Origin of the sequence: Parvimonas parva (assembly GCF_016552165.1) — a bacterium.
Taxonomy (GTDB): domain Bacteria; phylum Bacillota; class Clostridia; order Tissierellales; family Peptoniphilaceae; genus Parvimonas; species Parvimonas parva.
Window position 1 is genome coordinate 1 of sequence record NZ_JACVDA010000015.1, and the last position, 20,898, is coordinate 20,898.

General features: G+C 28.9%; 24 protein-coding genes and 6 pseudogenes. 2 read left to right on the top strand and 28 right to left on the bottom strand.

Annotated features, from left to right (window positions below):
• Window positions 1–61: 61 nt before the first annotated feature.
• The 21 genes and pseudogenes from IBJ83_RS05800 to saoT all read right to left on the bottom strand — a co-directional run bounded on the left by IBJ83_RS05800 (window position 62) and on the right by saoT (window position 16,454).
• Entirely contained in the window at window positions 62–271 is a 210-nt protein-coding gene (locus tag IBJ83_RS05800; RefSeq protein WP_201275731.1) for a hypothetical protein, read from the bottom strand.
• Window positions 261–401 (bottom strand): hypothetical protein, encoded by a 141-nt coding sequence (locus IBJ83_RS05805; protein WP_201275732.1) that lies wholly within the window; start codon window positions 399–401, stop codon window positions 261–263. Before IBJ83_RS05805 ends, IBJ83_RS05800 begins: the two co-directional genes overlap by 11 nt.
• A gap of 152 nt (window positions 402–553) precedes the next feature.
• Entirely contained in the window at window positions 554–1,321 is a 768-nt protein-coding gene (locus IBJ83_RS05810; RefSeq protein ID WP_201275733.1) for a ParA family protein, read from the bottom strand.
• 376 nt (window positions 1,322–1,697) lie between these two features.
• Window positions 1,698–3,092: a DnaD domain protein gene (locus tag IBJ83_RS05815; protein ID WP_201275734.1), complete on the bottom strand. Its 1,395-nt coding sequence runs from the start codon at window positions 3,090–3,092 to the stop codon at window positions 1,698–1,700.
• A gap of 47 nt (window positions 3,093–3,139) precedes the next feature.
• Window positions 3,140–4,096 carry a hypothetical protein gene (locus IBJ83_RS05820; protein ID WP_201275735.1) on the bottom strand — a complete coding sequence of 319 codons (957 nt, stop codon included), beginning with the start codon at window positions 4,094–4,096 and terminating at the stop codon, window positions 3,140–3,142.
• Window positions 4,097–4,133: 37 nt separating this feature from the next.
• Window positions 4,134–4,355: a hypothetical protein gene (locus IBJ83_RS05825; protein WP_201275736.1), complete on the bottom strand. Its 222-nt coding sequence runs from the start codon at window positions 4,353–4,355 to the stop codon at window positions 4,134–4,136.
• 562 nt (window positions 4,356–4,917) lie between these two features.
• Window positions 4,918–5,012: pseudogene (locus IBJ83_RS08650) on the bottom strand (DUF3847 domain-containing protein); the annotation flags it as partial.
• A 132-nt stretch (window positions 5,013–5,144) separates the two neighbouring features.
• Window positions 5,145–7,349, bottom strand: coding sequence for a DEAD/DEAH box helicase (locus IBJ83_RS05830; protein ID WP_201275737.1), 2,205 nt, complete (start codon window positions 7,347–7,349; stop codon window positions 5,145–5,147).
• Window positions 7,346–8,932 (bottom strand): site-specific DNA-methyltransferase, encoded by a 1,587-nt coding sequence (locus tag IBJ83_RS05835; protein WP_231698884.1) that lies wholly within the window; start codon window positions 8,930–8,932, stop codon window positions 7,346–7,348. The genes IBJ83_RS05830 and IBJ83_RS05835 overlap by 4 nt, the downstream gene beginning before the upstream one ends.
• A 2-nt stretch (window positions 8,933–8,934) precedes the next feature.
• A complete protein-coding gene (locus IBJ83_RS05840) occupies window positions 8,935–9,147 on the bottom strand; it encodes a helix-turn-helix domain-containing protein (RefSeq protein ID WP_201275738.1) in 213 nt (70 codons plus the stop codon).
• A 332-nt stretch (window positions 9,148–9,479) separates the two neighbouring features.
• Window positions 9,480–10,730, bottom strand: coding sequence for an ABC transporter substrate-binding subunit SaoX (gene saoX, locus IBJ83_RS05845; RefSeq protein WP_201275739.1), 1,251 nt, complete (start codon window positions 10,728–10,730; stop codon window positions 9,480–9,482).
• Between the two features lie 72 nt (window positions 10,731–10,802).
• Window positions 10,803–11,198, bottom strand: a complete 396-nt coding sequence (locus IBJ83_RS05850) for a MerR family transcriptional regulator (RefSeq protein WP_068474727.1) — start codon at window positions 11,196–11,198, stop codon at window positions 10,803–10,805.
• A 37-nt stretch (window positions 11,199–11,235) separates the two neighbouring features.
• On the bottom strand, window positions 11,236–11,718 hold the full coding sequence (saoC, locus tag IBJ83_RS05855; protein ID WP_068474724.1) for a Cys-Cys-COOH (seleno)protein SaoC: 483 nt from the start codon (window positions 11,716–11,718) through the stop codon (window positions 11,236–11,238).
• Between the two features lies 1 nt (window position 11,719).
• A complete protein-coding gene (gene saoE, locus IBJ83_RS05860; RefSeq protein WP_201275740.1) occupies window positions 11,720–12,805 on the bottom strand; it encodes an efflux transporter SaoE in 1,086 nt (361 codons plus the stop codon).
• Between the two features lie 121 nt (window positions 12,806–12,926).
• Entirely contained in the window at window positions 12,927–13,259 is a 333-nt protein-coding gene (saoD, locus tag IBJ83_RS05865) for a DsrE-related protein SaoD (RefSeq protein ID WP_002840428.1), read from the bottom strand.
• Window positions 13,256–13,876, bottom strand: coding sequence for a MerB-like organometallic lyase SaoL (gene saoL / locus IBJ83_RS05870; protein WP_408635038.1), 621 nt, complete (start codon window positions 13,874–13,876; stop codon window positions 13,256–13,258). The genes saoD and saoL overlap by 4 nt, the downstream gene beginning before the upstream one ends.
• On the bottom strand, window positions 13,876–14,664 hold the full coding sequence (saoA, locus tag IBJ83_RS05875) for an ABC transporter ATP-binding protein SaoA (RefSeq protein ID WP_156436002.1): 789 nt from the start codon (window positions 14,662–14,664) through the stop codon (window positions 13,876–13,878). The genes saoL and saoA overlap by 1 nt, the downstream gene beginning before the upstream one ends.
• Complete coding sequence (saoP, locus tag IBJ83_RS05880; RefSeq protein WP_369817074.1) at window positions 14,661–15,461, bottom strand: ABC transporter permease subunit SaoP; 801 nt, start codon at window positions 15,459–15,461, stop codon at window positions 14,661–14,663. Before saoP ends, saoA begins: the two co-directional genes overlap by 4 nt.
• A complete protein-coding gene (locus tag IBJ83_RS05885; protein WP_201275742.1) occupies window positions 15,422–15,961 on the bottom strand; it encodes a substrate-binding domain-containing protein in 540 nt (179 codons plus the stop codon). The genes saoP and IBJ83_RS05885 overlap by 40 nt, the downstream gene beginning before the upstream one ends.
• 21 nt (window positions 15,962–15,982) lie before the next feature.
• Window positions 15,983–16,198, bottom strand: a complete 216-nt coding sequence (locus IBJ83_RS05890) for a hypothetical protein (RefSeq protein ID WP_068474711.1) — start codon at window positions 16,196–16,198, stop codon at window positions 15,983–15,985.
• Window positions 16,191–16,454, bottom strand: coding sequence for a thioredoxin-like (seleno)protein SaoT (gene saoT, locus IBJ83_RS05895; RefSeq protein WP_308577102.1), 264 nt, complete (start codon window positions 16,452–16,454; stop codon window positions 16,191–16,193). The genes IBJ83_RS05890 and saoT overlap by 8 nt, the downstream gene beginning before the upstream one ends.
• 519 nt (window positions 16,455–16,973) lie before the next feature.
• Between saoT and IBJ83_RS05900 the strand changes: the two are divergent.
• Together IBJ83_RS05900 and IBJ83_RS08620 are read left to right on the top strand one after the other, a co-directional pair.
• Window positions 16,974–17,195 (top strand): annotated as a pseudogene (locus IBJ83_RS05900) (relaxase/mobilization nuclease domain-containing protein); the annotation flags it as partial.
• 298 nt (window positions 17,196–17,493) lie between these two features.
• Window positions 17,494–17,604: pseudogene (locus IBJ83_RS08620) on the top strand (HNH endonuclease); the annotation flags it as partial.
• Between the two features lie 91 nt (window positions 17,605–17,695).
• Here IBJ83_RS08620 and IBJ83_RS05905 read toward each other — a convergent pair.
• The 7 genes and pseudogenes from IBJ83_RS05905 to IBJ83_RS08510 all read right to left on the bottom strand — a co-directional run.
• Entirely contained in the window at window positions 17,696–17,857 is a 162-nt protein-coding gene (locus tag IBJ83_RS05905) for a hypothetical protein (RefSeq protein WP_197415938.1), read from the bottom strand.
• Window positions 17,858–18,028: 171 nt separating this feature from the next.
• Window positions 18,029–18,856, bottom strand: coding sequence for a class I SAM-dependent methyltransferase (locus IBJ83_RS05910; RefSeq protein WP_201275743.1), 828 nt, complete (start codon window positions 18,854–18,856; stop codon window positions 18,029–18,031).
• A gap of 84 nt (window positions 18,857–18,940) precedes the next feature.
• Window positions 18,941–19,579: a DUF6796 family protein gene (locus IBJ83_RS05915; protein WP_201275744.1), complete on the bottom strand. Its 639-nt coding sequence runs from the start codon at window positions 19,577–19,579 to the stop codon at window positions 18,941–18,943.
• A gap of 158 nt (window positions 19,580–19,737) precedes the next feature.
• A pseudogene (locus IBJ83_RS05920) lies at window positions 19,738–19,881 on the bottom strand (single-stranded DNA-binding protein); the annotation flags it as partial.
• A 325-nt stretch (window positions 19,882–20,206) separates the two neighbouring features.
• Window positions 20,207–20,512: a tetratricopeptide repeat protein gene (locus IBJ83_RS05925; RefSeq protein WP_201275745.1), complete on the bottom strand. Its 306-nt coding sequence runs from the start codon at window positions 20,510–20,512 to the stop codon at window positions 20,207–20,209.
• A gap of 80 nt (window positions 20,513–20,592) precedes the next feature.
• A pseudogene (locus IBJ83_RS08580) lies at window positions 20,593–20,739 on the bottom strand (conjugal transfer protein); the annotation flags it as partial.
• Window positions 20,740–20,847: pseudogene (locus IBJ83_RS08510) on the bottom strand (hypothetical protein); the annotation flags it as partial.
• Window positions 20,848–20,898 lie beyond the last annotated feature (51 nt).

Consider the following 20,898-nt stretch of genomic DNA (forward strand, 5'->3'; position numbering starts at 1 on the left):
TGTCAATTACTATTATACCTCTTTGAGATGTTTTTTTCTATTCTTACTGGCTAACTTAATTTTACAATATGGGTTCTGCTAAAGAATTAATATAATCTTCAGATTGTAATTCAAAGACTTGATTTTCTCTTAATCTTATATCTTTAATATCAATATAATTAACATTATATTTTTCATCTATCAAAACATCAAAATTATTTTTTGTTCTTACAGATGAAGAAAAATCAAAATTTTTAAAACTTCCCATTTTTATATCCTTTCTAATTTTCAACTTTTTCTTCTATCAATTCAATTTTTTCTTTTAAATTGGTAATTTCTTCATTTAATTTTTTTATTTTTACTTCAAATTCAGCAAGAATACATATAATAAATACAATTTCTGCTATTATAATAAAACACATAAATTTAAGTTACCTTTCTTTATTTATTTTTTCTTTTTAAGAAAAAAATAAATAATATTTCTACAATCGCCATTACTAGAAGTGGATATATATATAATCCCTAAAAAATTCATAACTCATTTTTTATATCCTTTCTCTATTAGACAAATTGTCTAATGCAATTCTAAAATTTCTTTTGCAAGTTCTAAATATTGTTTACCTAACTTTTTATCCATTTGAACAAGTGATATTTTCATTGCTGTACTTTCACTTGCTTCTATAAGTCTATTTATTTGTGTTTTGAATAGCTTATTTTTATAACTTTCACTTAAATATCTTATTACTTCTTTACTCATATTAGTATTATCAACCATTGTCGGTAAAATCCCTAAAATGTTAAGTTTTGGATTTACATATTTTTTTATTTTAGTTATTGTATCTAACATTAAATTTAAACTATCCATTGTAAAAAATTGTGATTGTACCGGGATTATTACATCAGTACTACAAGTTAAAGCATTCGTTAAAAGAATATTTAAACTTGGGCAAGTATCAATCAGGATATAATCATATTTATCAAAAAATTCATTTTCTAAAATTTCTTTAAGTATAAATTCTCTTGAATATCTTGTATCCATTTCTTTTTCTAAAGCTGATAATCTTGCTCTACTTGGTATGTAGTCAATATTATCACTCTCACTTATTTTTATATATTTTTCTATATCTTCAATTTCAGAATTTATAAATTCATCGATTAATCTATCAATAGTAAACTTGTCATCTATACTATGATTAAGATAAACAGATAAACTTGCTTGAGGGTCAAAATCTATAAGTAAAACTTTTTTATTATATCTTTCTAGTGCTACCCCCAGATTCATTGTAGTTGTTGTCTTTGCAACTCCACCCTTTTGATTACCTATCGTTATTATTTTCTTCATATTCTTTCTCCATTTCCTTTTGTTTGTATTGTTAATAAAATATCAAAGTTTTTCTTTTTTAATAAATATTAAATAAAAAAGAGAATTTTTTGTGTAATTTTTTTGATATTTTAGTTTTCTGAAGATATTTTTTTCTAAAATTTTGATTTTACTTTTCCAAAAAATTATCTTTATTCTCATCTTAAAAGTTTTGCGTTAGCAAAACACATTTTATCTTTTATCATTTTGTATTTATATATAATATATATGAATGTACTATATATCTTTTATATATAAAATTATTAATATATTTCTTTCTAGGTAGAAAAAAATTTACTACATCAGGAAATTTTTTTACCTTTGAATAAAAAAATAAAACTCATTTTGTGAATAAGTTTTAGATAGATATTTGATAATTAAATTTCAACCAATCTTTAAAGATTGTAAGTCTTGACGGATAGTATTTGTGATATTCTAAAGTGAAATTATCTTTAGTTAAATCTGTGAATTTTTTGATATTATCTAAAGACCAATTTCTAACTATACCAATTATATAGCTAATGCTCTTTTTGTTAAAAATATGAGCATATTTTGTCGCTATAAGGAATAGTCTTTCATCAAAGGCTACCTTATATTGTTTCTTTGTTGAAATAAAATCTTTTATTTTATTTTTTTCTTCTTCAGTTAATTTTTCTTCTCTTAGTTTTTCTATTTGAATTAAAAGATTTTCTTCTTCAATTTCTCTTTTTTCAAAAAGTTGATTAGCTACATCTATATCACTTAAAATCAGCCTATTTTTAGCTGTATTTAAAAGTATTTTAGAAATATATTCAACTATATTAGTTACAGAAGAAAAATCAATTTTACATAGTTTTTTTACCAATTCAACTATATCTTTTCCCTTTAGATTAATTATTTTTTCAATAAATCTAAATTTATCTTTTGAATTTAAGTTTTTTAATTTATTTTCAATAACTCTATTCAAAAGGGAGAAAAACTTAGTTTTTTTTTTATTTTTTACTCCTAAACTGTTGACTTTATCGTAAAAATCATTTATACTATCGGTATAAGTTGATTTTATTGATTTTAAATAGACTTTCTTTACAACAAGTTTATTATCTTGTTTGTTAAGTAGTCCTAAATCAACAATTTTATTTTTGTATTTGATTATAGTTGGTTTAGAAATTCCTAAATCATTAACTAAATCAGAATTTGTAAAAAACACTGTGTCAGAGTGTTTTTTATTTTGCAAAAATTTATTTTCTACAACTTGAAAAAACACCTTTTCTTTAAAGTTAAGAACTTTAAAAGCATTATCTACAAATAATTTTTTAGCTATTCTATAATATTTAAAACTTTCATCTACACTATCTAATCTAAACATTTTATTATTTTTATCTTTTGTTACTCTTAATAAAAATAGTCTTGGAGCTAAAGTAAAATCCCTTTGTTTTTCTATAAATAACAAGTTATTATTTACCAATTCATATTTCCAATTTTGTATTGTTCTCTTTGTAACTTGTAATAATTTTGACAAGTTTTCATCAGAAAAAACACAATATACATTTCCTTTTTCATCAGTCCATTTGTTTTTCATAGATAGATTAATTCTATCTCTTAAAACAGCATATAAGAGCTTTGCTCCTATTGTTAATTTATATTTTTCTTTGTTGAAAAATATCTGTGGTATTCTGTAATAAGAATTTTCTCTTTTAAAATCTTTTAAATTTCTAAAATCTCTTAAAGATTTTAAAGAACTCTTATTTGAATTTACATTTTCTAAAATCAACATTCTTCTCCTTTTATTTTTTATTTAATAAAAAAAGAAATAGAATTTTGTTACATTTCCATTTCTTCATCTAGCTCTAATTCTTCTATTTTTAAGTCTAATTCTTCCTTATATGCTTCTATTGTAAGGTCTTTTAACTCTTGCATAAGTTCTTTATCTTCACAAATTTCTTCAATAGTTCTATTATCTTCTTCATATAAGTGAATAAAGACTTGTATATTATCTTCTTCATATAAGTGAATAAAGACTTGTATATTATCTTCTTTACTTGTATAAAAAATATCTGTTCCCTCAAAATCTCCAGTTTCTGCTGAAACTTCATTTAGTGATGAAAATTCATCAACATTCATTTCTCTTATTTTTTGAAAATTAAAAGTTTTTTCTATTTCTTTTATACAATCATTATTTTTTATATATTCTGAAAAATCTATTCTATCAACCTGATATTCTTTTCTATCATTGTATAAAGTTACATTAGATAGTTGACTTTTTACATCTTCAAAATCTTCTTTATAGTTATCTAATTCATCTAAGTAATTTATTTTTAAAGAATCTCTTAAATTTTCTAAAATATCATCTAAATCTCTTTTAAAATATTTTTTAAATATTTCTTCTTTAAAATTTTCATAATGTTCTAAATAATAGTCATCATATTCAAATACTGTTCCATTATCTTCTATTTCTTTTAAATTATTAAATTCTTCTTCAGTTAAATTAGTATTTGCATTACATAATTTAATACAATTACAATCATTATATTCTCTATTATTTAATAATCCGAGAACAGCATTATTCATTTCTTCTTCATTTTCAAACTTTGCAACAAAATAATCACCAACATCATAATCAAAATCAGGAACTACAAATCTAAGCTCACTTACATATTTTGATGAACTTCTAATATTTAATAATTCTTGACCTAATTCCAGTCTTTCAATATATACATATTTTATTAAATCATTTTGTAAATCTTTATACTCTAAGTCTTTAAAATCTATAACTTTCATTTTCTAAACTCCTTTTTATTGATTAAAAAGAAAAAAATTAATATTCATTTCTAATATTTTTTGCTTCAGTTAAAAGTGTTTTTTTCTCTCCAGCACTTTCTGATATTATTTTCTTTAATTCTCTTTCTAAAAAAATAATATCTTTTTCATTTTCGCAAATTTCAAAAATAGCAGAAAAGAAATCATCAAATTCAAAAGAATTTACCCTTATAACTCCTGATTTATTTTTCTTTATAAAATTTTTTAAATTTTTATCCATAAATTCTCCTTTAAAAAACAAAAAGGAGCAAATATATGTAATATCTACTCCTTTGTTTTTATATATTAATTTTAAATTATAATCTTTTTAATTTTTCTTTTTTTTATTAAATTGTTGGTAATCAAATTTTATTAAAAAATAAAATTTACATAGCATTTCAGCTCTCCGAAGTTCTTCCCGAGCAGTCCCCGTTACCAGCCAGACTGAAGTATCTCTAAATGTTCTTACCCCACAATATTTTTATACTTGATTTTTTTATTTTTTAGTATAAAAAATAATATGAACTTTTCAAGTAACAAACATAAATATTGATTCAATACTTATGTCTATTACTTTTATAGTTTACATTGCTCTAGCGAGTTTTAAAGCATTTATTTTATAAAAAAAATAGATATAAATATTGATTTTTCAATATCTATATCTATTATTCACATCTCCAGAAACCCTACAAACAAAAAATTTGTAAGCAAAAAAAGAAATGCCTAAACATTTCTTTTACACAAGTGTAGAATCCATAAGATATTTTGTATAATCATCTTTAGGTTTTTCAAAAAGATCTTCACTTTCGGCTTTTTATTATGTCTTGTTTTAATATCTTCTTTTCTTGATTTTTTAGTTGCCTAATCTTTCTTCTGTATCGTCAATTTTATCTTTTATTTCTTTTGACCCTTGTCTTAGTTGATCTAATTTTTCATATAAAACACCTTTCTTGTATTAAAAAAGAGATAACATTTTCTGCTATCTCTTTCAAAGTTTCATTATTAAAATTTTCTTTCAGCTAAAATCTCCTTAAAATAAATCTTCTAGTCTTTTCCAATTTTCATTATTCATATCTCCTGTGTAGGTTGTGTTATTAATATAAAGTCTTGTATCTTTATCTCTAACAAAACCCCAATTTATTTTATATCTGCTTGAATACTCCTTAAAAGCATAAAATTTATTTTCGATTTGCTTGTCTCTATTTTTACTTACAGCTTTTCTTTCTCCACCTTTAGTTTCAATTATCCATACTTCTCCATTTTTCTTTTTAATTATATAGTCTGGATAAAAAAGATATTCTTTGCTTAGATTATTGCCATAAACAACCGATAAGTATTGCTGTCCTTTATCTCCATTTTTATAGTACCAATCTACATCATCTCTACTTTCAAGATAGTTTTCTAAGAGTTGTTCTGAAGTTGATCTAAACTGAGATGTTGTCATAGATGTGTTGTATTCTTTATAAGCATTTTTCTTATACTCGACTACTTCTGTTTCATACGGAAGATACTTATAAAAATCTTCTAATGGCAATTTCCATTTTTCAGTTTTCTTATCCAAGAATTGCATTTGTCTTCCATTAGAAATTGCAGCTAAATCTAAAAAGTCATCTCTGAGTTTATAAGCATTATTTATCATAAAAGCGTACCACTCACGATTAGAAAGATTTAACAGCTTCTTGTTTGATGGTATATTTTTATGGAAAAGATGTTGAAGAATTACCCTCATCCTTTTAGATGGAACGCCCGTAACTTTTTTTATCATATCAACCGCGTGCAAACAATCAATTCCATGATCGTGAGTTGATACCTCATAGGCTATCTCCCTATTTTCACCTTGTTTTTCATCAACAATATCTTTAAGTTTTATAAACTTACCAGTCCTAAAGGTAGATATAACTTTTGTTCCCATTATAAAACCATAAGACTCTAATAATTTTTCGTTGTCCTTTTTTATATTAGTTAGTTTATATTTATCTTTAAAATAATCATAAGCTCTATCCCTAACTACTACTTCATCTACAAACTGATAGTCTTTATTTCTATATTCTTTTACAAGTTCAAAATTTTTACACTTGTCTTTTAAAAATAACCTCTTAACTTCATAGGTATTTCCACCCTGTATAACAGACTCTTTGTACTTTTCATCGAATGTATAGAGGAAGCAAAAATCTAATAGGTCGTTGTCATAGTGTCTTGCTCTTGGCATTCTCCTTATGCGTCCTATTGTTTGAGTTTCAAAGGTTTCTGTCATGTTTTCACGAAGTTTTACAAGTATCTTTGCTCTCGGACAATCCCAACCAGTCGATATAGCTTGTTTCATAATTAAAAAATTTGACTTAGAATTTTCCTCTGTAACATCAAGTGTATTTATCTTCTCCTCACTTAACCACTTAGCAAGCATTTTATTTTTATAGGTGTAACCCATGTTTGTTAGATGTTCTTCTACAAAAGTAACTAAGGACTCACTCATATCTGGAAATTGTATAATTACTAAAGGATTGATCCTTTCTCCTATTTTCTCATACTCGGCTTTGATTTCTTTTCTCTTTTCATCTGCTTTTTGTATTAGATAAATAGTTTCGCTTTCAAGGTCGTCCATCTCTTCTGCTTCAAGACCGGGGTTGATGTAAAGTGCCTTTGTTATAAGACCTGAATTTATTACCTCTTCTTCCGGTATTTCATAAAATTCTGCCATAGGGTTTTTGACAGTTGTTGCTGATACTCGTATTTCTCTATCAGAATTAAGGGCAAACAATATATCATCTGCCTTTGAAGTGTTATTCAAATGCTCCTCATCAATAATTGTGATAAAAGAAAGTTGTTCTCTATGTGCTTCAGCAATTCTTTCAAAAAGATTTTTCTTTTCACTATCTTTAAGTGCATTATTCTTTTTATTGGTTATCATTTCCCAGTTTATGAAATAGGTATAACCACCCTTGAAACCTTGAAGTAAGGCATCATGTATATTAGCAGATTTTGCATGATGAATATATTCGTCCATTTTCTCCTTGGACTGCTCCTCTAAATCTCCCTTGCCCGGAGTAAGCCAGATAAATATCTTGTTAGGGTCCTGCCATAGAAGATAATCATAGATATAAGAAAGTAGAATTATTGTTTTGCCGGAACCCGTCGGACTTTTTACAATAATTTTTCTTTTTGCATTTGGATCTGTCGTTTTATCCAAAAGATAGTTTTTGGCATCTGTTTGAAAATCAAATAAATCTAACATCATAATTCGTTCACCTCTCTTAATTCTTCCGTGAAATAATAATCCGGGATTGTTACAGCTTCAAGTTTTCTTTCCTCGATACTATCATTGATTTCTTTAGTTAGTAATATGAATGATGGAATATATAAAACACCACCTTCTTTCATTTCAGAAAGTGCTATCTTTAAATCTTCATCAGATAAAATGATTCTTCTACTATCCCCGTCAATCTCACACATATTTTCAAGCTCGACCATTTCTTTGATATAATCAAGAAGTTTGGAGGATAAAATCTCCTCATCTTCTGAAAGTTTTGGGATAAATTCTGTTTTATAGTATTTAAGATTATGAGGAAGTTCTTTTTGGATATTCTTCATTCTTTGGTAAGTGATTTCTTCACAAATATTATTTTCATTGTTAGTACAAAGAATATATTTCCTATTTCCACCATCTTCTTTATTTAATTCCATAACTGCATGTCCCGTTGTTCCACTTCCAGCGAAATAGTCTAAAATTGTAGCGTTTTTGTTATCTATTGTTGATATCAGAGTTGTTAAATATTTGATTGATTTGGGATAATTAAATACTTTTTTCCCAAATATATTTTTTAATTCCTTATCGCCCTCTGTTGTTCCTCCAAAATCCATTGTCATACTTCTAGGAGTTTTTCCGCTTTTATTTAAATATTGTTTAAATTGAACACTCCATTTGCCATCTTTTTTCTTTACAATTTTAATCTTTCCTTCTGAATATTCCCTTTCAAATCTTTCTTTTGATCTAATCCAACCATTATTTATAACAGTTCCATCAGGTGCGATAATATCATAAATTATTGGATTCTTTAATCCTGGTCTTGCAAAAGTGTCCCAAAAAAATCTTCCATTAGAATCTTCTTCTTTGTATCTTTTTAAGTACTCATCACTATGTTTTATATACATTGGTTTTGTTGAGTTTATATTTTTTGTGTAACATAAACAATATTCATGTTCTTTAACCATAAATTTGCTATCATTACCACCACCAACTTTTGATTGTTTTATATATGTCCCGAGGAAATTACTCTCTCCAAATATACCATCACATAAAAGTTTTAATTGTGCATACTCATTATCATCGATGGAAATAAAAATAACTCCCTCATCAGATAACAATTCCTTAGCAATTTTCAATCTCTCAGCCATAAATGAAAGCCACTTAGAGTGTCTGTATCCATCGTCAGACCCAATATAATTATCATCATATATAAAATCTTTATTTCCAGTATTATAAGGTGGATCAATGTAGATAACATCGATTTTCCCCTTGTGAGTCTTTTCTAGTAATTTAAGGGAATGTAGATTATCCCCCTCTAAAAGAAAATTAAAATCTTTGGTGTTATCCCATACTATCTTTTTATCTTCTATCTCTCTAAAAACTGGTATGTTATGAACGAGTTGTTTGTCTACTTCTTCTTCGTGTTCTTCCCATACTAATCCATATTTTTTCTCAGTCAGGGCTGTTTCAATCTTGCCAAGTGCAATCCTACTTTCATCATCTGTATGAATTTCTTTAAGATGATTTAGGTATTCAAGCATTTCATCTCTTCTTTTTTGTGATAGATTTCCCAATTTTATTCCACCTCATTTCTATGAATTTCAACAACATCTTCAATTCTGCAATCCAATGCCAGACAAATTTTTTCTAATGATTCTAAGTTCACATAAGAGTTTTTGCTCATTCTTGAAACTATGTTGCTTGTTATGTTTGCAGCTCTTTTTAAGTCTTCTTTGTTCATTTCTCTTTCTACCAATAAGTGCCATAATGGTTTATAAGAAATTGCCATATTATTACCCCTTATTCGTTTTATTGTTAAGATATATTATATCATATTTCCAATTTAGATAATCTTTAAATGGTAAATATGATGAAATAAATACACTTTTATACAATAACCATAAAACTGTATTTATTATATCATAAATAGGCTGATAATTCATTTTAGTCTATTTTATACTTGTGCTTGCGTTAGTATTTTTTAGATAGTCCTATTTTCAATACTTCTCGTCTTACCCGCCAAACTGTTCAACACGAGTGCATACCGGGAACCTTATTGCTTATGTTAATATGATATCAAATATATATATAAAATAAAAAATCGGAGTTTCCTCCGACTTATTATTTTTGTTTCTTATAAATTTCTGGAATTTTAATGTCGTTTCCAACTTTATTGTCAATTCCATCAATTTCCTTAGCTTTCTTTAACCAATCTTTAAAACTAATACCTATAGGGAATTTTTCATCGATTTTATCTTCTTTTGTAAAATCACTGAAGGATTCTATTCCTGATTCTTTAACAAAGTTAAGATTTACAAATTCATTTAGTTTATCAGTTCTTGGTCTAAACTTTTTATCAATCTTGTATTCATCGTATTCTTTTACAAAGTTATCAATATTTTCTTGATTAAATTCCCAAGTAAGTGTTCTACCTTCTGCAATAGTCTTCATATAGATTGTCATAAGACCAACTTCAGGAGCTGTACCAAATCCATCGGCAAACATCATTGCAGCGTTATATGGATGGTCGTATAAGTATTTAAGTGACATTGCATGTGCTACTAGAAGTCTTTGTGCAACTTCTGGATGTTCCTTTTTGAAGTTTTCATTCATTGCATATATACAGCACATTCCCCAACCATGTTTATGATCATGTTCTTTCTTAGCTTCATCAATTAGTCCGCCCCAACCAACAGCAACAACTTTTCCAAGTCCTTGATATTCACATTGTGATGCAAATGGGTCACAACATGAGAAAGCTGAAATTTTTCCGGATTTAAGTGCCATTGGGCAATCTTTTTGTGACATCTTGATGATTTCATAATTATCCTTTTCAATTGGTAAGCCAAGCTTTGTTGCCCATTTAATCCATTGAGGATTGTTTTCGGGATTTGCAGTTATAGCTAACTTTTTACCAACTAAATCCTTAGGATCTTTAATATCATTTGCAACAACTAAGTAACTAGATCCTCCAAGGTGATTAGCAGCAGCCATAATTATTGGAGCTCCTTCAGATCTTGCATTTAGTGCACCTTCAATACCCATGTATCCAACATGCATTTTGCCTGTTGTCATGGCCTGTGCTATGTTTGTATTATTTGTCTTTGTAACTGTAACATTTAATCCTAAAGCTTTATAAATTCCCGCTTTTTCCCCGATGATAGCTCCTACCATGTGGTCACAGTCATTGTATCCCATTTGAACCTTTAAATTCTTGTCGGCCTCAGGGATTTCTGGCAAGTTATACTTTGCCGCTACAGCCTTTGCATCATAAGCTACTTTTTCAACATTTCCACCTGAACCACCTTTACATGCTGTAAATGGAAATAGCATAGATGAAATAAGTAAAATAGATAAAATCTTTCTTTTCATTTTAAATCCTCCTTTTATTTGATATATCTATATTTTTATTATAAACCTTTAACTAACCTTAAATGTCAAGATTTATTCATCTAATCCTTCAATATAATGACAAAAATGTCCTTTACAACAACTTACTGTATCTCCTTCTAAAAGATGCTCTATTAAAAGTTTCTTTTCTTGCTTTAATCTATTTATCTCTTTATCAATATCCTCAATCTTTCTTCGCATATGGCTAGTTACATAGCTACAAGTTGAATTCCCACTTCTCTTAAGCATAATAATATCTTTTATTTCATCCAGACTAAAACCTAAATTTCTTGCTTTTTTTATAAAATTTAAATTTTCCACATGGGACTCATCGTAATCTCTATAACCATTATCCAATCTTTTAACATCCATTAGTAACCCCTGTTTTTCATAATATCTTATTGCAGAGTCACTAAGTTCCGTTAATTCGCATACCTCTTTAACTTTCATAATATCTCCTTACTTGACCCAAGTAAAAAAAAAACTATCAGCATATGCCCATGCCTTCTGAAAATAAATTGTGAAGATGTTTACCTTCAATTCTAAAGACACCATAACCATATTGTCCTCTTTTTGAACCACTTACAACAAATTCATTTGGCGGACTATTATCTATGTCTTTAATTTCAATTTTTTGATTTTCATAAGGTGCTTTACTTTCTTCTGAAAAATAGATTTCTTTTCCTGAATTTATAGCTACTACTAAATGATTTAGCTCTTTAGTCTTTCTGAAAATAATAATTAGGTCATCTTTGCCGTTGCCTGATACATCTCCAAGCTTACATTTTACAACTTCTTTTCCTGGAAATTTATCATAAAACGCCTGCAACAAGTAATGATCTTTTTCAACTCCAAAGTCAACCTTTTTATATTTTATATTGTTCCTGTATCCAAAATAACCTAAAAGCAAAGCAAGAATTATAATTGAAACCTTTATTAAAATTATGCTTTTGTTTTTTTTTGACTCCATTTTAATTTTCCTTTTTCCTATAATAGTAATTTCTTAATTTAAAGAATGCAGATTTTAAGAAAAAATAAAAAACAATGGCCGAACAAACATACTTAAACCATTCCGGGAATGATAACATCATCTTGTTCGCGTAGTTTATAGCATTTGTAACTTCATCATATTTCATCTGCCTTTGAAAACCCGGCATTAATAACTTATTAGTCATAAATCCGATAAACATAGCGTATGCAGAAATAACCACAGTATAAATCGTTGCCGTTCTCTTTCCAATCATTTTACCAATACTTATTATTTCGGGAATATTTGTTGCTGCTCCTGCCATTAGGAATGTTATTGCCGCCCCGGGAGATGCTCCAGATGCAATTAGTGCTGCAATTAAAGGTATATGACCAACTGCACACACATACATTAAGGACGCAAGTACTGCAACATTCCAAAGCGATAACAGTCCCGGGTCACCTAGATATTTTTGTATAAATGACTCTGGGAAAATTGTTAATACAAAACCTCCAAACAACATTCCATATACAACATACTTACTAAGTGTTATGGCAAAGTCGTTTCTTACCCATTCCATTCCTTCTGATATTTTTGTCTTAATGCTTTTTTTCTTTTCTTCTTCTAAATCTATATGGCTTATCTCTTCTGCAACCATTTCATTTCTAAGCTCTTTACCTGCAACTAAATTGCCTATAATTCCAATTATTATAGGTAATGTAATTCCTGCAAAAATATTGATTAGAGCTAGTTGCTTTCCCAGTAGTCCAAAGCTAAGTATTAATGCCGCAGGGTTTAACACCGGTGACGAAGCTAAAAATGCTAAAGTTGGTCCAGCGTACGCTCCCGAATAGTAAAGACTTATTCCTATGGGAACAGAACCACAGCTACATACTGGAAGTAGCAATGAATATCCAGTTATTTTAAATATTGAGGATATCTTTTTATTTCCCAGTGACTTTTGCAGTCTTACTGGTGAAATTATATTTCTCATTAGACCTGCTATGAATAAACTAATTACAAGCCATGTTGAGGCTCCGTTAAGTAACTCCACAGATCTTAAAATTATCTCTTTAATATAATCAAACATATATTTCTCCAAATTCTAAATCTAAAATATAATCAAACATCTATCTCTCAAAACTCTGAAGTTGACTTCAATGTTGTTTAGAATTAAAAACCGTACCACCGGTTTTAATTCTGTCAAGCTCTTATATAGTTATAACTTGATCTAAATTTGCATCCTTCAAAAGTCCATATAACATAGGGAAACAACCTATATGTGCTCCTTTGATTAGCTTGTCTTCAATTTCTCTTTCATAGACACATTGATCACATGCTAATACTACCATGTCCTTCTCATCAATTAACTTTTGAATTCTTTCTCCCAAGTCGGTGTTGTCTAACAACATAAATGTATTGTCAAAAACAAAGAACATTCCTACGACTTCTGCAACATGTTCTCCAGCTTCCATTTGAGGAATAATCATATCCCTTAAAATCTTTCTGGAATTGCTTGAACTAACAACATAAGCTACTCTCATTTCAATACCTCACTATAAAATATTTTTTTGCCTACTTTAAAAGCCTCATCTAGACTTAATCCATAGGTTATTTCATTGTCTAATTCATTGTCTACAAAGTAACCCTTCATCTTTTTTTCATCCAGAAAAAAGTTCATTACGTTTCAGCAAGATGCTGACCAATCATCAAACTTGTTTAAATCCACATGGATACAATGAATATCTGGACTGCTTTTATAAACAATCTCCCCATTTTTTACCACTACTTTAATCGGTTCTCCACTGGTGGAACATACGGAATCAATTTCCAAGTCCTGCCAGAATGTAAAATAGGATCCAAGAGAGTCTATGGCACACATTGAGTAGTACTCTCTTCCATCTTCCAATGTAATGTGATGAGGTGTTGGAAGTCCTGAAACTGGATACGCAAATTGTATCTCTTTGTCTTCCTCGTCTAATATTAGCTTCCTCTTTTTTATCAAACTGTCCAGCGTTTTAAACTTTGAACATTTTGAAATCGGAAGTGTTCCTCCTTCATCCACCATAAGATTTAAAACACCAATTCTGTCTTTGCGTTCTTCAGGTGTTAAAATCTCTTCATTACATTCAACGCCTTTTATATCAATAGATGTTTTCATTATTTATTTTCAAAATTCACCTCCGTTTCTTTCTTTTTTCTACTACCTGCTTCAATAAATTTATTAGATAAAAGCCCTACATATTCTTTGAATTTTTCATCCTCTGGATTTCTCGGGCTATCTAACTCTATTTTTTCATTAAGAATAATCTCTCCATGGTTTGTAGACATTAAAATTACTCTATCAGATAAATAAATCGCTTCACTTACATCATGAGTTACTATTATAACAGTAAGATTTTCTTTTCTAAATATATCAAGCAACTCATTTTGTAGGCTTTGTCTCATTTCAATGTCCAGAGCTCCTAGAGGCTCGTCCATTAAAAGTATTTCCGGTCTAACTGCCAAAGCTCTTACTAAAGCAGTTCTCTGCTTCATACCTCCAGACATTTGATGAGGGTAAAGATTTTTATACTCTTTAAGTCTAGAGATTTCCAGTAGGTAATCCAGTCTTTTTCTCTGTTCTTCTACACTCATCTTCGCCTGTTTCATTGGGAAGAGAATATTTTTTTCAACGGTCTTCCAAGGATATAGTGCATAATTTTGAAACATAAATGCCTTGTCTGGACCAGCTTTTGTAACTGGTTCTCCATTTAAGAGGATAACCCCGCTGTCTTGCTTTTTAAAACCCGCAATTGTGGTTAACATTGTTGTCTTACCACATCCTGAAGGGCCAAGTAATGTTACTATTTCTCCCTCTTTAACATTAAAACTTATATTGTCTAAAACTATTCTTGTTCCTTGATCTTCTTCAAATCCCTTACATATGTTTTTTACTTCTAGTTTCAACTTATGTACCTCCATGCGGTAAGTTTTTTATTTAATAAAAGTAAAAACCTATCCAAAATAAATCCAATTAATGCTGATAACATCATAAGCGCCAATAACCTATTGGTCTGCATCATTGACTGTGCTTGCATCATTTCATAACCGATACCTGCACTTGTCGCGATGAACTCAGCTCAGATAACAGACATCCAGCCAGCGCCTATGGCAAGTCTTGCTCCTACTAGAATATGAGGCGTGGACGCTGGAACAACTACATTTATAAATGTACTTCCCTTTGAAGCACCCATACTCTTTGCCGCATTATAATAATCCTTATCTATTGATGCAACTCCTGAAGATGTATTCATAATAACTTGAAACACCCCATTAAGTGCAATCATAAATAGTGTTGGGCCCTCTCCAATTCCTAACCAAATAATTGAAAGCGGAACCCACGCCATCATGGGTATTTGCCTTAGAGAGTTTACAACTCCACCCAAGATTCCTTCAAATATTTTTGATAGGCCCATGGCCATTCCTATTGGAACTCCTACAAGAACTGCTATAAGCCATCCTTTAACTACCCTTGACATTGTTATTCCTATATTTGTCATAACTTGTGAATTTGTAATGTTAGAGTAAAATTCTGTAAAGGTAGATTTTGGTGTTGGCAATAACAGTGGTATGCCTACTTTGGTTGAGGCAATTTGCCAAACTATAAGTAAAAGAATTACAAAGCCAAATGTATATAATTTTTGTTTAAAATCATCTGACTTCATCATTTTTTTAAATCTATTTCCTTTAATTTTACCTTCCATATTTCATCCCTCCTTTCATCTTTTCCAAACTTAAACTCAAAATAATCTGGATTTGGATTTTTATTATATTCTAAAACCATTTTATTATAAGCTTTTAAAAACTTTTCAAATTTTTTATCCTTAAGAATTTTTCTATTTGCTATTATTACATTTGAACCATAATCACTGTCCGATACATTTTCAATTTTACCTTCCAAATAGGAATTAATCAGTGCAATATCAATTACATATCCATCTATTTGACCACTTTCATAGGCGTAACCAAAACTATGTGGACTCATATATTCAATTTCTGCATCAGCATATTTTTCTTTAATAAAATCTGAAAGATAATTTTTATTGCTCGTCAGTCCTATTTTTTTTAAGTTGTTATCTTTTTTAATTAACACATCTGTATTTTCAGTTACGGTTCCAAGCAAAACAAAATCATCGCTAGCTTCTATGAATTTATCTGCGGCGTCAGTACATATTATCGCCACATCATAAACATTTGATTTCAATGACCATTGAGCTGTTGGTGCTCAGCAGTCCTTTAAGTAGTACGGCTCAATTTCAAAATCAAATCTGTTTTGACTTATAACTTTTTTTAAAATTGATCCTGCCATATCATCTCCAGCGCCAATCCTTAAAGTTCCCGTCTCTTCTCTCTTAGGAAAAATAAATATTAGAGCTACAATTCCGACTATTGAAATGATTAATAAAAAATTAATTAAAAATCCACTATTTTTTTTATTCATTTAAATCATCAACCGCCTGAGCAATCTCTTTTCTTATGTTCTTTACACTCAATCTAGTTACTTTCTTTTTTTCGTTAATAATCATGGTTCCTTGAAATACCATTCCATATTTTTTTAAAGCCTCTATGTCCTTGCCTTGACTATAAAGTTTTACTTCAACTTTATCCCCAAATTCTTTTGCCACATCCTTGACGTTTCTCCCTATGGAGTCGCAACTTGGTCAAGTATTAATAAATTCAACAAGTACCTTATTCAATTACTCACTCCTTCTAATAACAATAATTTTCTATTTAACAATTATACCATTAAAAATAAGAAAAATCAATATAAAAATGACTTTAATTTGTAGGTCAACAATATATGTGAAAAATAGAATATCCTGTATAATTAAAACAGCAAATAAATTAACTAGAAAGGAACTCTCTTTTGAAGATATTACAGAATATAATATAAATAAGGAAGTAAAATATTATACCGAAAAATCTACCGAGTTTGCTATTGAATGCATAATTGAAATATAAACTGATTATGATGATATAAAACATATTTATAGTCATTGGTTTTCAAAGTCAGCTCTTATTGAAAAAAAATAAATCTATTAATAAAAAACTTAAAAAAAGGCAATATATTATATTTTAAATCCAGATAAAACAAACGATAAATTTTTATCATCGACTTTTATGTGTAGTAAAGATTTTGAAAGTTAAGAAATGTTACAAACAATAAATTTTTATCATCGACTTTTATGTATAGTAAAGATTTTGAAAGTTAAGAAATGTTACAAACAATAAAAGAATCTAACTCAAAAGCAACAGTTTTAGCTAGGCATTTAATTAAGTCTTTTGCTCCAGGAGAGGTTAATCCTATAAAAGCTCACAAAATAGGAATGGAATTATGTAAGAAAATTTTAAAAGAAGATTATGAGTTTGTACTTGCAACTCATATCGATAGAGGACATATCCATAATCATATAATTTGTGCGTCCATAAGGTACGAAGTAAATCCATTTTAGCAAAATGGTAGAAAGGTAACGGATATTATAACTAGATACCGCACTGATAAAGACTTTGGTATAAGTTATACAGATAAAAATGGTAATAATAAAACTCGTTTACTTCGGAAAGACAGCTTGGCTAGAAAAGGATTTCCCCAATGTGAAAATGCTGATGTGATTCATAAGCAAAAATTCTATCTTAAGAAACCAACGCTAGGTTTAAGATTGAAAAATAATAAATGTGAATGGTGCGGGAAAGAAAATAACAATCTAAAAGTGTATCAAGTAAAAAAAGCTTAAAGACTTAACTGATAAATATGCCTGGCATGTTTTTATGAAAAGCATTAATAGAAAAACTCTAGTAATTTGTAATGAATGTTTTGAAAAAATTAATAACTCAAATGAAGAATAAATGGAAAGCCGTATCCATCGAGAGGTGTACATACGGTTTGGAGGCGAGTATCTAAAAACCTACATTAGAAATAATGCAAGTCGTTAGATACTTAGCCTACTATATGACCAATTATTGCACCAATTATTTTATTTCCATCGACAATTACATTGCCGAAAAATTTAGGGAAATCTGAAATATCAGTTAAGGATTCCGGGGTTGTTTCTACTGTCCATTTATTATTCCAAGGTGGAGCATTATAGACACTTACCATTAATTTTGCTAATTCTTTTAAATCTGATTTTGATATTTTTCTAATTTCCGTAGCTAATAAAGTTCATTCAATTTTTCATTATATAAAAATATTTTTTATATAGTCTCCTATCCTCAATATAAAGAAGTTAACAAGATATTTGCTTGTTTCGGTTTAATTGCAATATCCTACCTATTTTCTACCAATGAACAACATTGAACCTGCAAGGCTTAAAAACTTAGCTTCTCTATGTCCGACAAACATTCCATTTGTCGTGTCTATTAGTTTTATATCTTTGTATCCTTCTTTTTTAAGTTCTTCGATAAATTTATCCATATCTCCATATCTTGACTTACTCATCAAATCATGAATAACAAAAACTCCACCTTTTTTAAGTACGCGAAAAGTTTCTAGTAAAAGTTTTTGTTTGTTTTTCCCTGTAATATTGTGATAAACGTAGTTGCTTGTAACAACATCAAAACTTTCATCTTCAAAAGGAAGCTTTAGCGCATTTCCAACTTCAAATCTCGCATTTAAAACGCCTTCCACCTTTGCGTTGTCTTCACAAATCTTTTTAGAAAACTCCCCTTTATATGATCCACTCCAAATATCGCAACCCACCATGGTCGCTTTTGGATTTCTTTTTGCGCATGCTATGGTAAGTGCACCGCTACCACATCCTACATCAAGTCCAACTCCACCGTTCGGTATCTCAACATATTCTGCGACGCCTTCTGTAATAGTTTTGGCGAGTTTCCTCTTGCCCCTATAGTCAAAGGCTCGATACATAAAGGAAAGCATAATTGAGAAAAATAGAAATATTAAGACTCCAATTCCTAAAATAATTTCACAGATAATCCTAGCAGTTCCGCTAAGAACAAGGTCTGTCCCCGCAAAAATTATAAAAAGAATAAAAGTAATTACGGTTCCTACGATAAAATTTCTAAGTAAACTTACAGGAACCCAGTTTCTATAATCAGGCTTTGTTTTCTTGTTATCAATAAAATTTAATTGTTTCATAAACATTTCTCCTTTAAATAATAAATTTTATAAAATTCCCCTTTATCAACTAAAATAATGATTCTAACCCTTTACTTTATAATCTTATAAATTCATATTAGTATGGTTTATCAATAAAGATAAGTAGTAAATAAAGTATATTATGTTAAGCCAACCTCCACGAATAATCATATGTAGTCCTTTTGGCAATCTACCAGCAAGAGGAGTAAAAACTAAAATAAATATGGGTGTAAATAAGGCCTGCCATCTTGGAAATACTGTGAAACCAAATAAAATTACCAAAGCTGTTGCTATATTTGCTAAAGCCATAATTCCAAAAACTATTTTTGCTTGAAATTTTAAAAATTTTAAAAATTCATTAAAAGCTCCATTGTTTTCGTGTCTTGATAAAAGACCTAAGTAAGCACACTGCATATGATAAGCTCCACCTAGTATCATGCCAAAAGGATTTATTAAAAATACAAACCAAGCAAGATTTAAATAATTTTCTTGTATGGCAAAAACAATATGATAAAAACCAATACAATATATAAAGGCACAAATAGGTCCTAAAAGACCGCCAATGTATAATCTTTTTATGCTGACAGTTTTCATTATGCCAATAATACTATTTATAGTATCCTTGCTGTCATAATCATTAGGATCATAATATAAAATCATATCTCCCAAAAACATGAAGAATGAACCAAAAAGACCTATTAAGATACATTTGTTTAAGCTCATAAGTCTGCCTCCTTTTTATGTTAAGCAATATTAATTATCAACTCAATTATAGCATATAATACAGATTCCTTTCAATCACATAATTTACTGCGTCAAAACGAGCAAAAAAATAATCTTCCAGTCCTAAGGCGGGTTTAACAGACTCTATTTTACAATACACAGTTGATATACTCTCTACCTTTTCCATATCCTTTCGAAAGAGCAAAATTTACAACTTGAACCTCTTCATCACTTCTTGTAAAAGTTCCAAAAGTAGATTCTTTTAACAGGTTGGCGTTAACATTAATCATTTCTTTATCCATTTTTCCTCCAATTAAAAAGCGACTGAAAAGTTAATTTTAATCGCCAAGTATTTGTATATTTAATTGTCTTTTGAGTAGGACTTCTTATCCTTATCATCTTTTCTCCTTTACTTTCTGTAACATATTTAAGGGAGCCGGCATTTTGTCGTGTATATATTAGAGAGGCATTTGAAATACTAGTTAAAAACTCTTGCAAGTTTTCCCTATTTATTGATCGCAACATAAATTGAAAATAGGCATAAAAAAAAGACGATAGATGTTGCTTTTCTATCGTCTTTAATATCTTATATTCAGTTCGACAAACTGGAATTTAGTAGTCAACCTATTATATCAATAAATATTTTTCGATAAGTTCTATCAAAACACTCGCATTTATTATTTCATCATTTAACAAATCATCATATTCATTTTCCAATTTTTCTTGCTGTTCCACAATATAATCTAAATGTTCTTTAGCAAGAATATAATTCTGATTCACAAAATAATATTCGCCTAAAAAGCAATGGGCTTGAACATTTGAAACTTTATCATCGTTTAATTCAATAACCTTTTTCATACTACAAACAGCACCCCCTATATCACCTTTTTTCATTTGCATAGATGCTTTATTTACATATAACTCCGCTTTCATTTTTTATTTTCTCCTACAACTTCAAATTTGTTCTATTATACCAAATATACCCATGCCACATAAAGCTATAACAGAAAATATTACAATCTTGTAATTACTGTATTTCTATTCATCTTAACTTTTCCTTTTCTCTTGATATAGTCTTCAATATCAAACACATTCTTTTTATCATAGTCTTCCAAGAGCTTGTAATTCTTGTGCATTGTAATATCAAATTTATCTTGCATGGTTTCAGTCGCATTTTCATTAAAATGGACTGCAACCTCGTAAGTTGCTTTTCCAATCTTCTTTATAGTCTTTGTTCCTGTATTATGTTCATTTTTATTTTCGTGCATATTAGTTTCCTCCTGTTAGTTGCAATTAAAAAAAGAGAAGTAGTTTTTTCT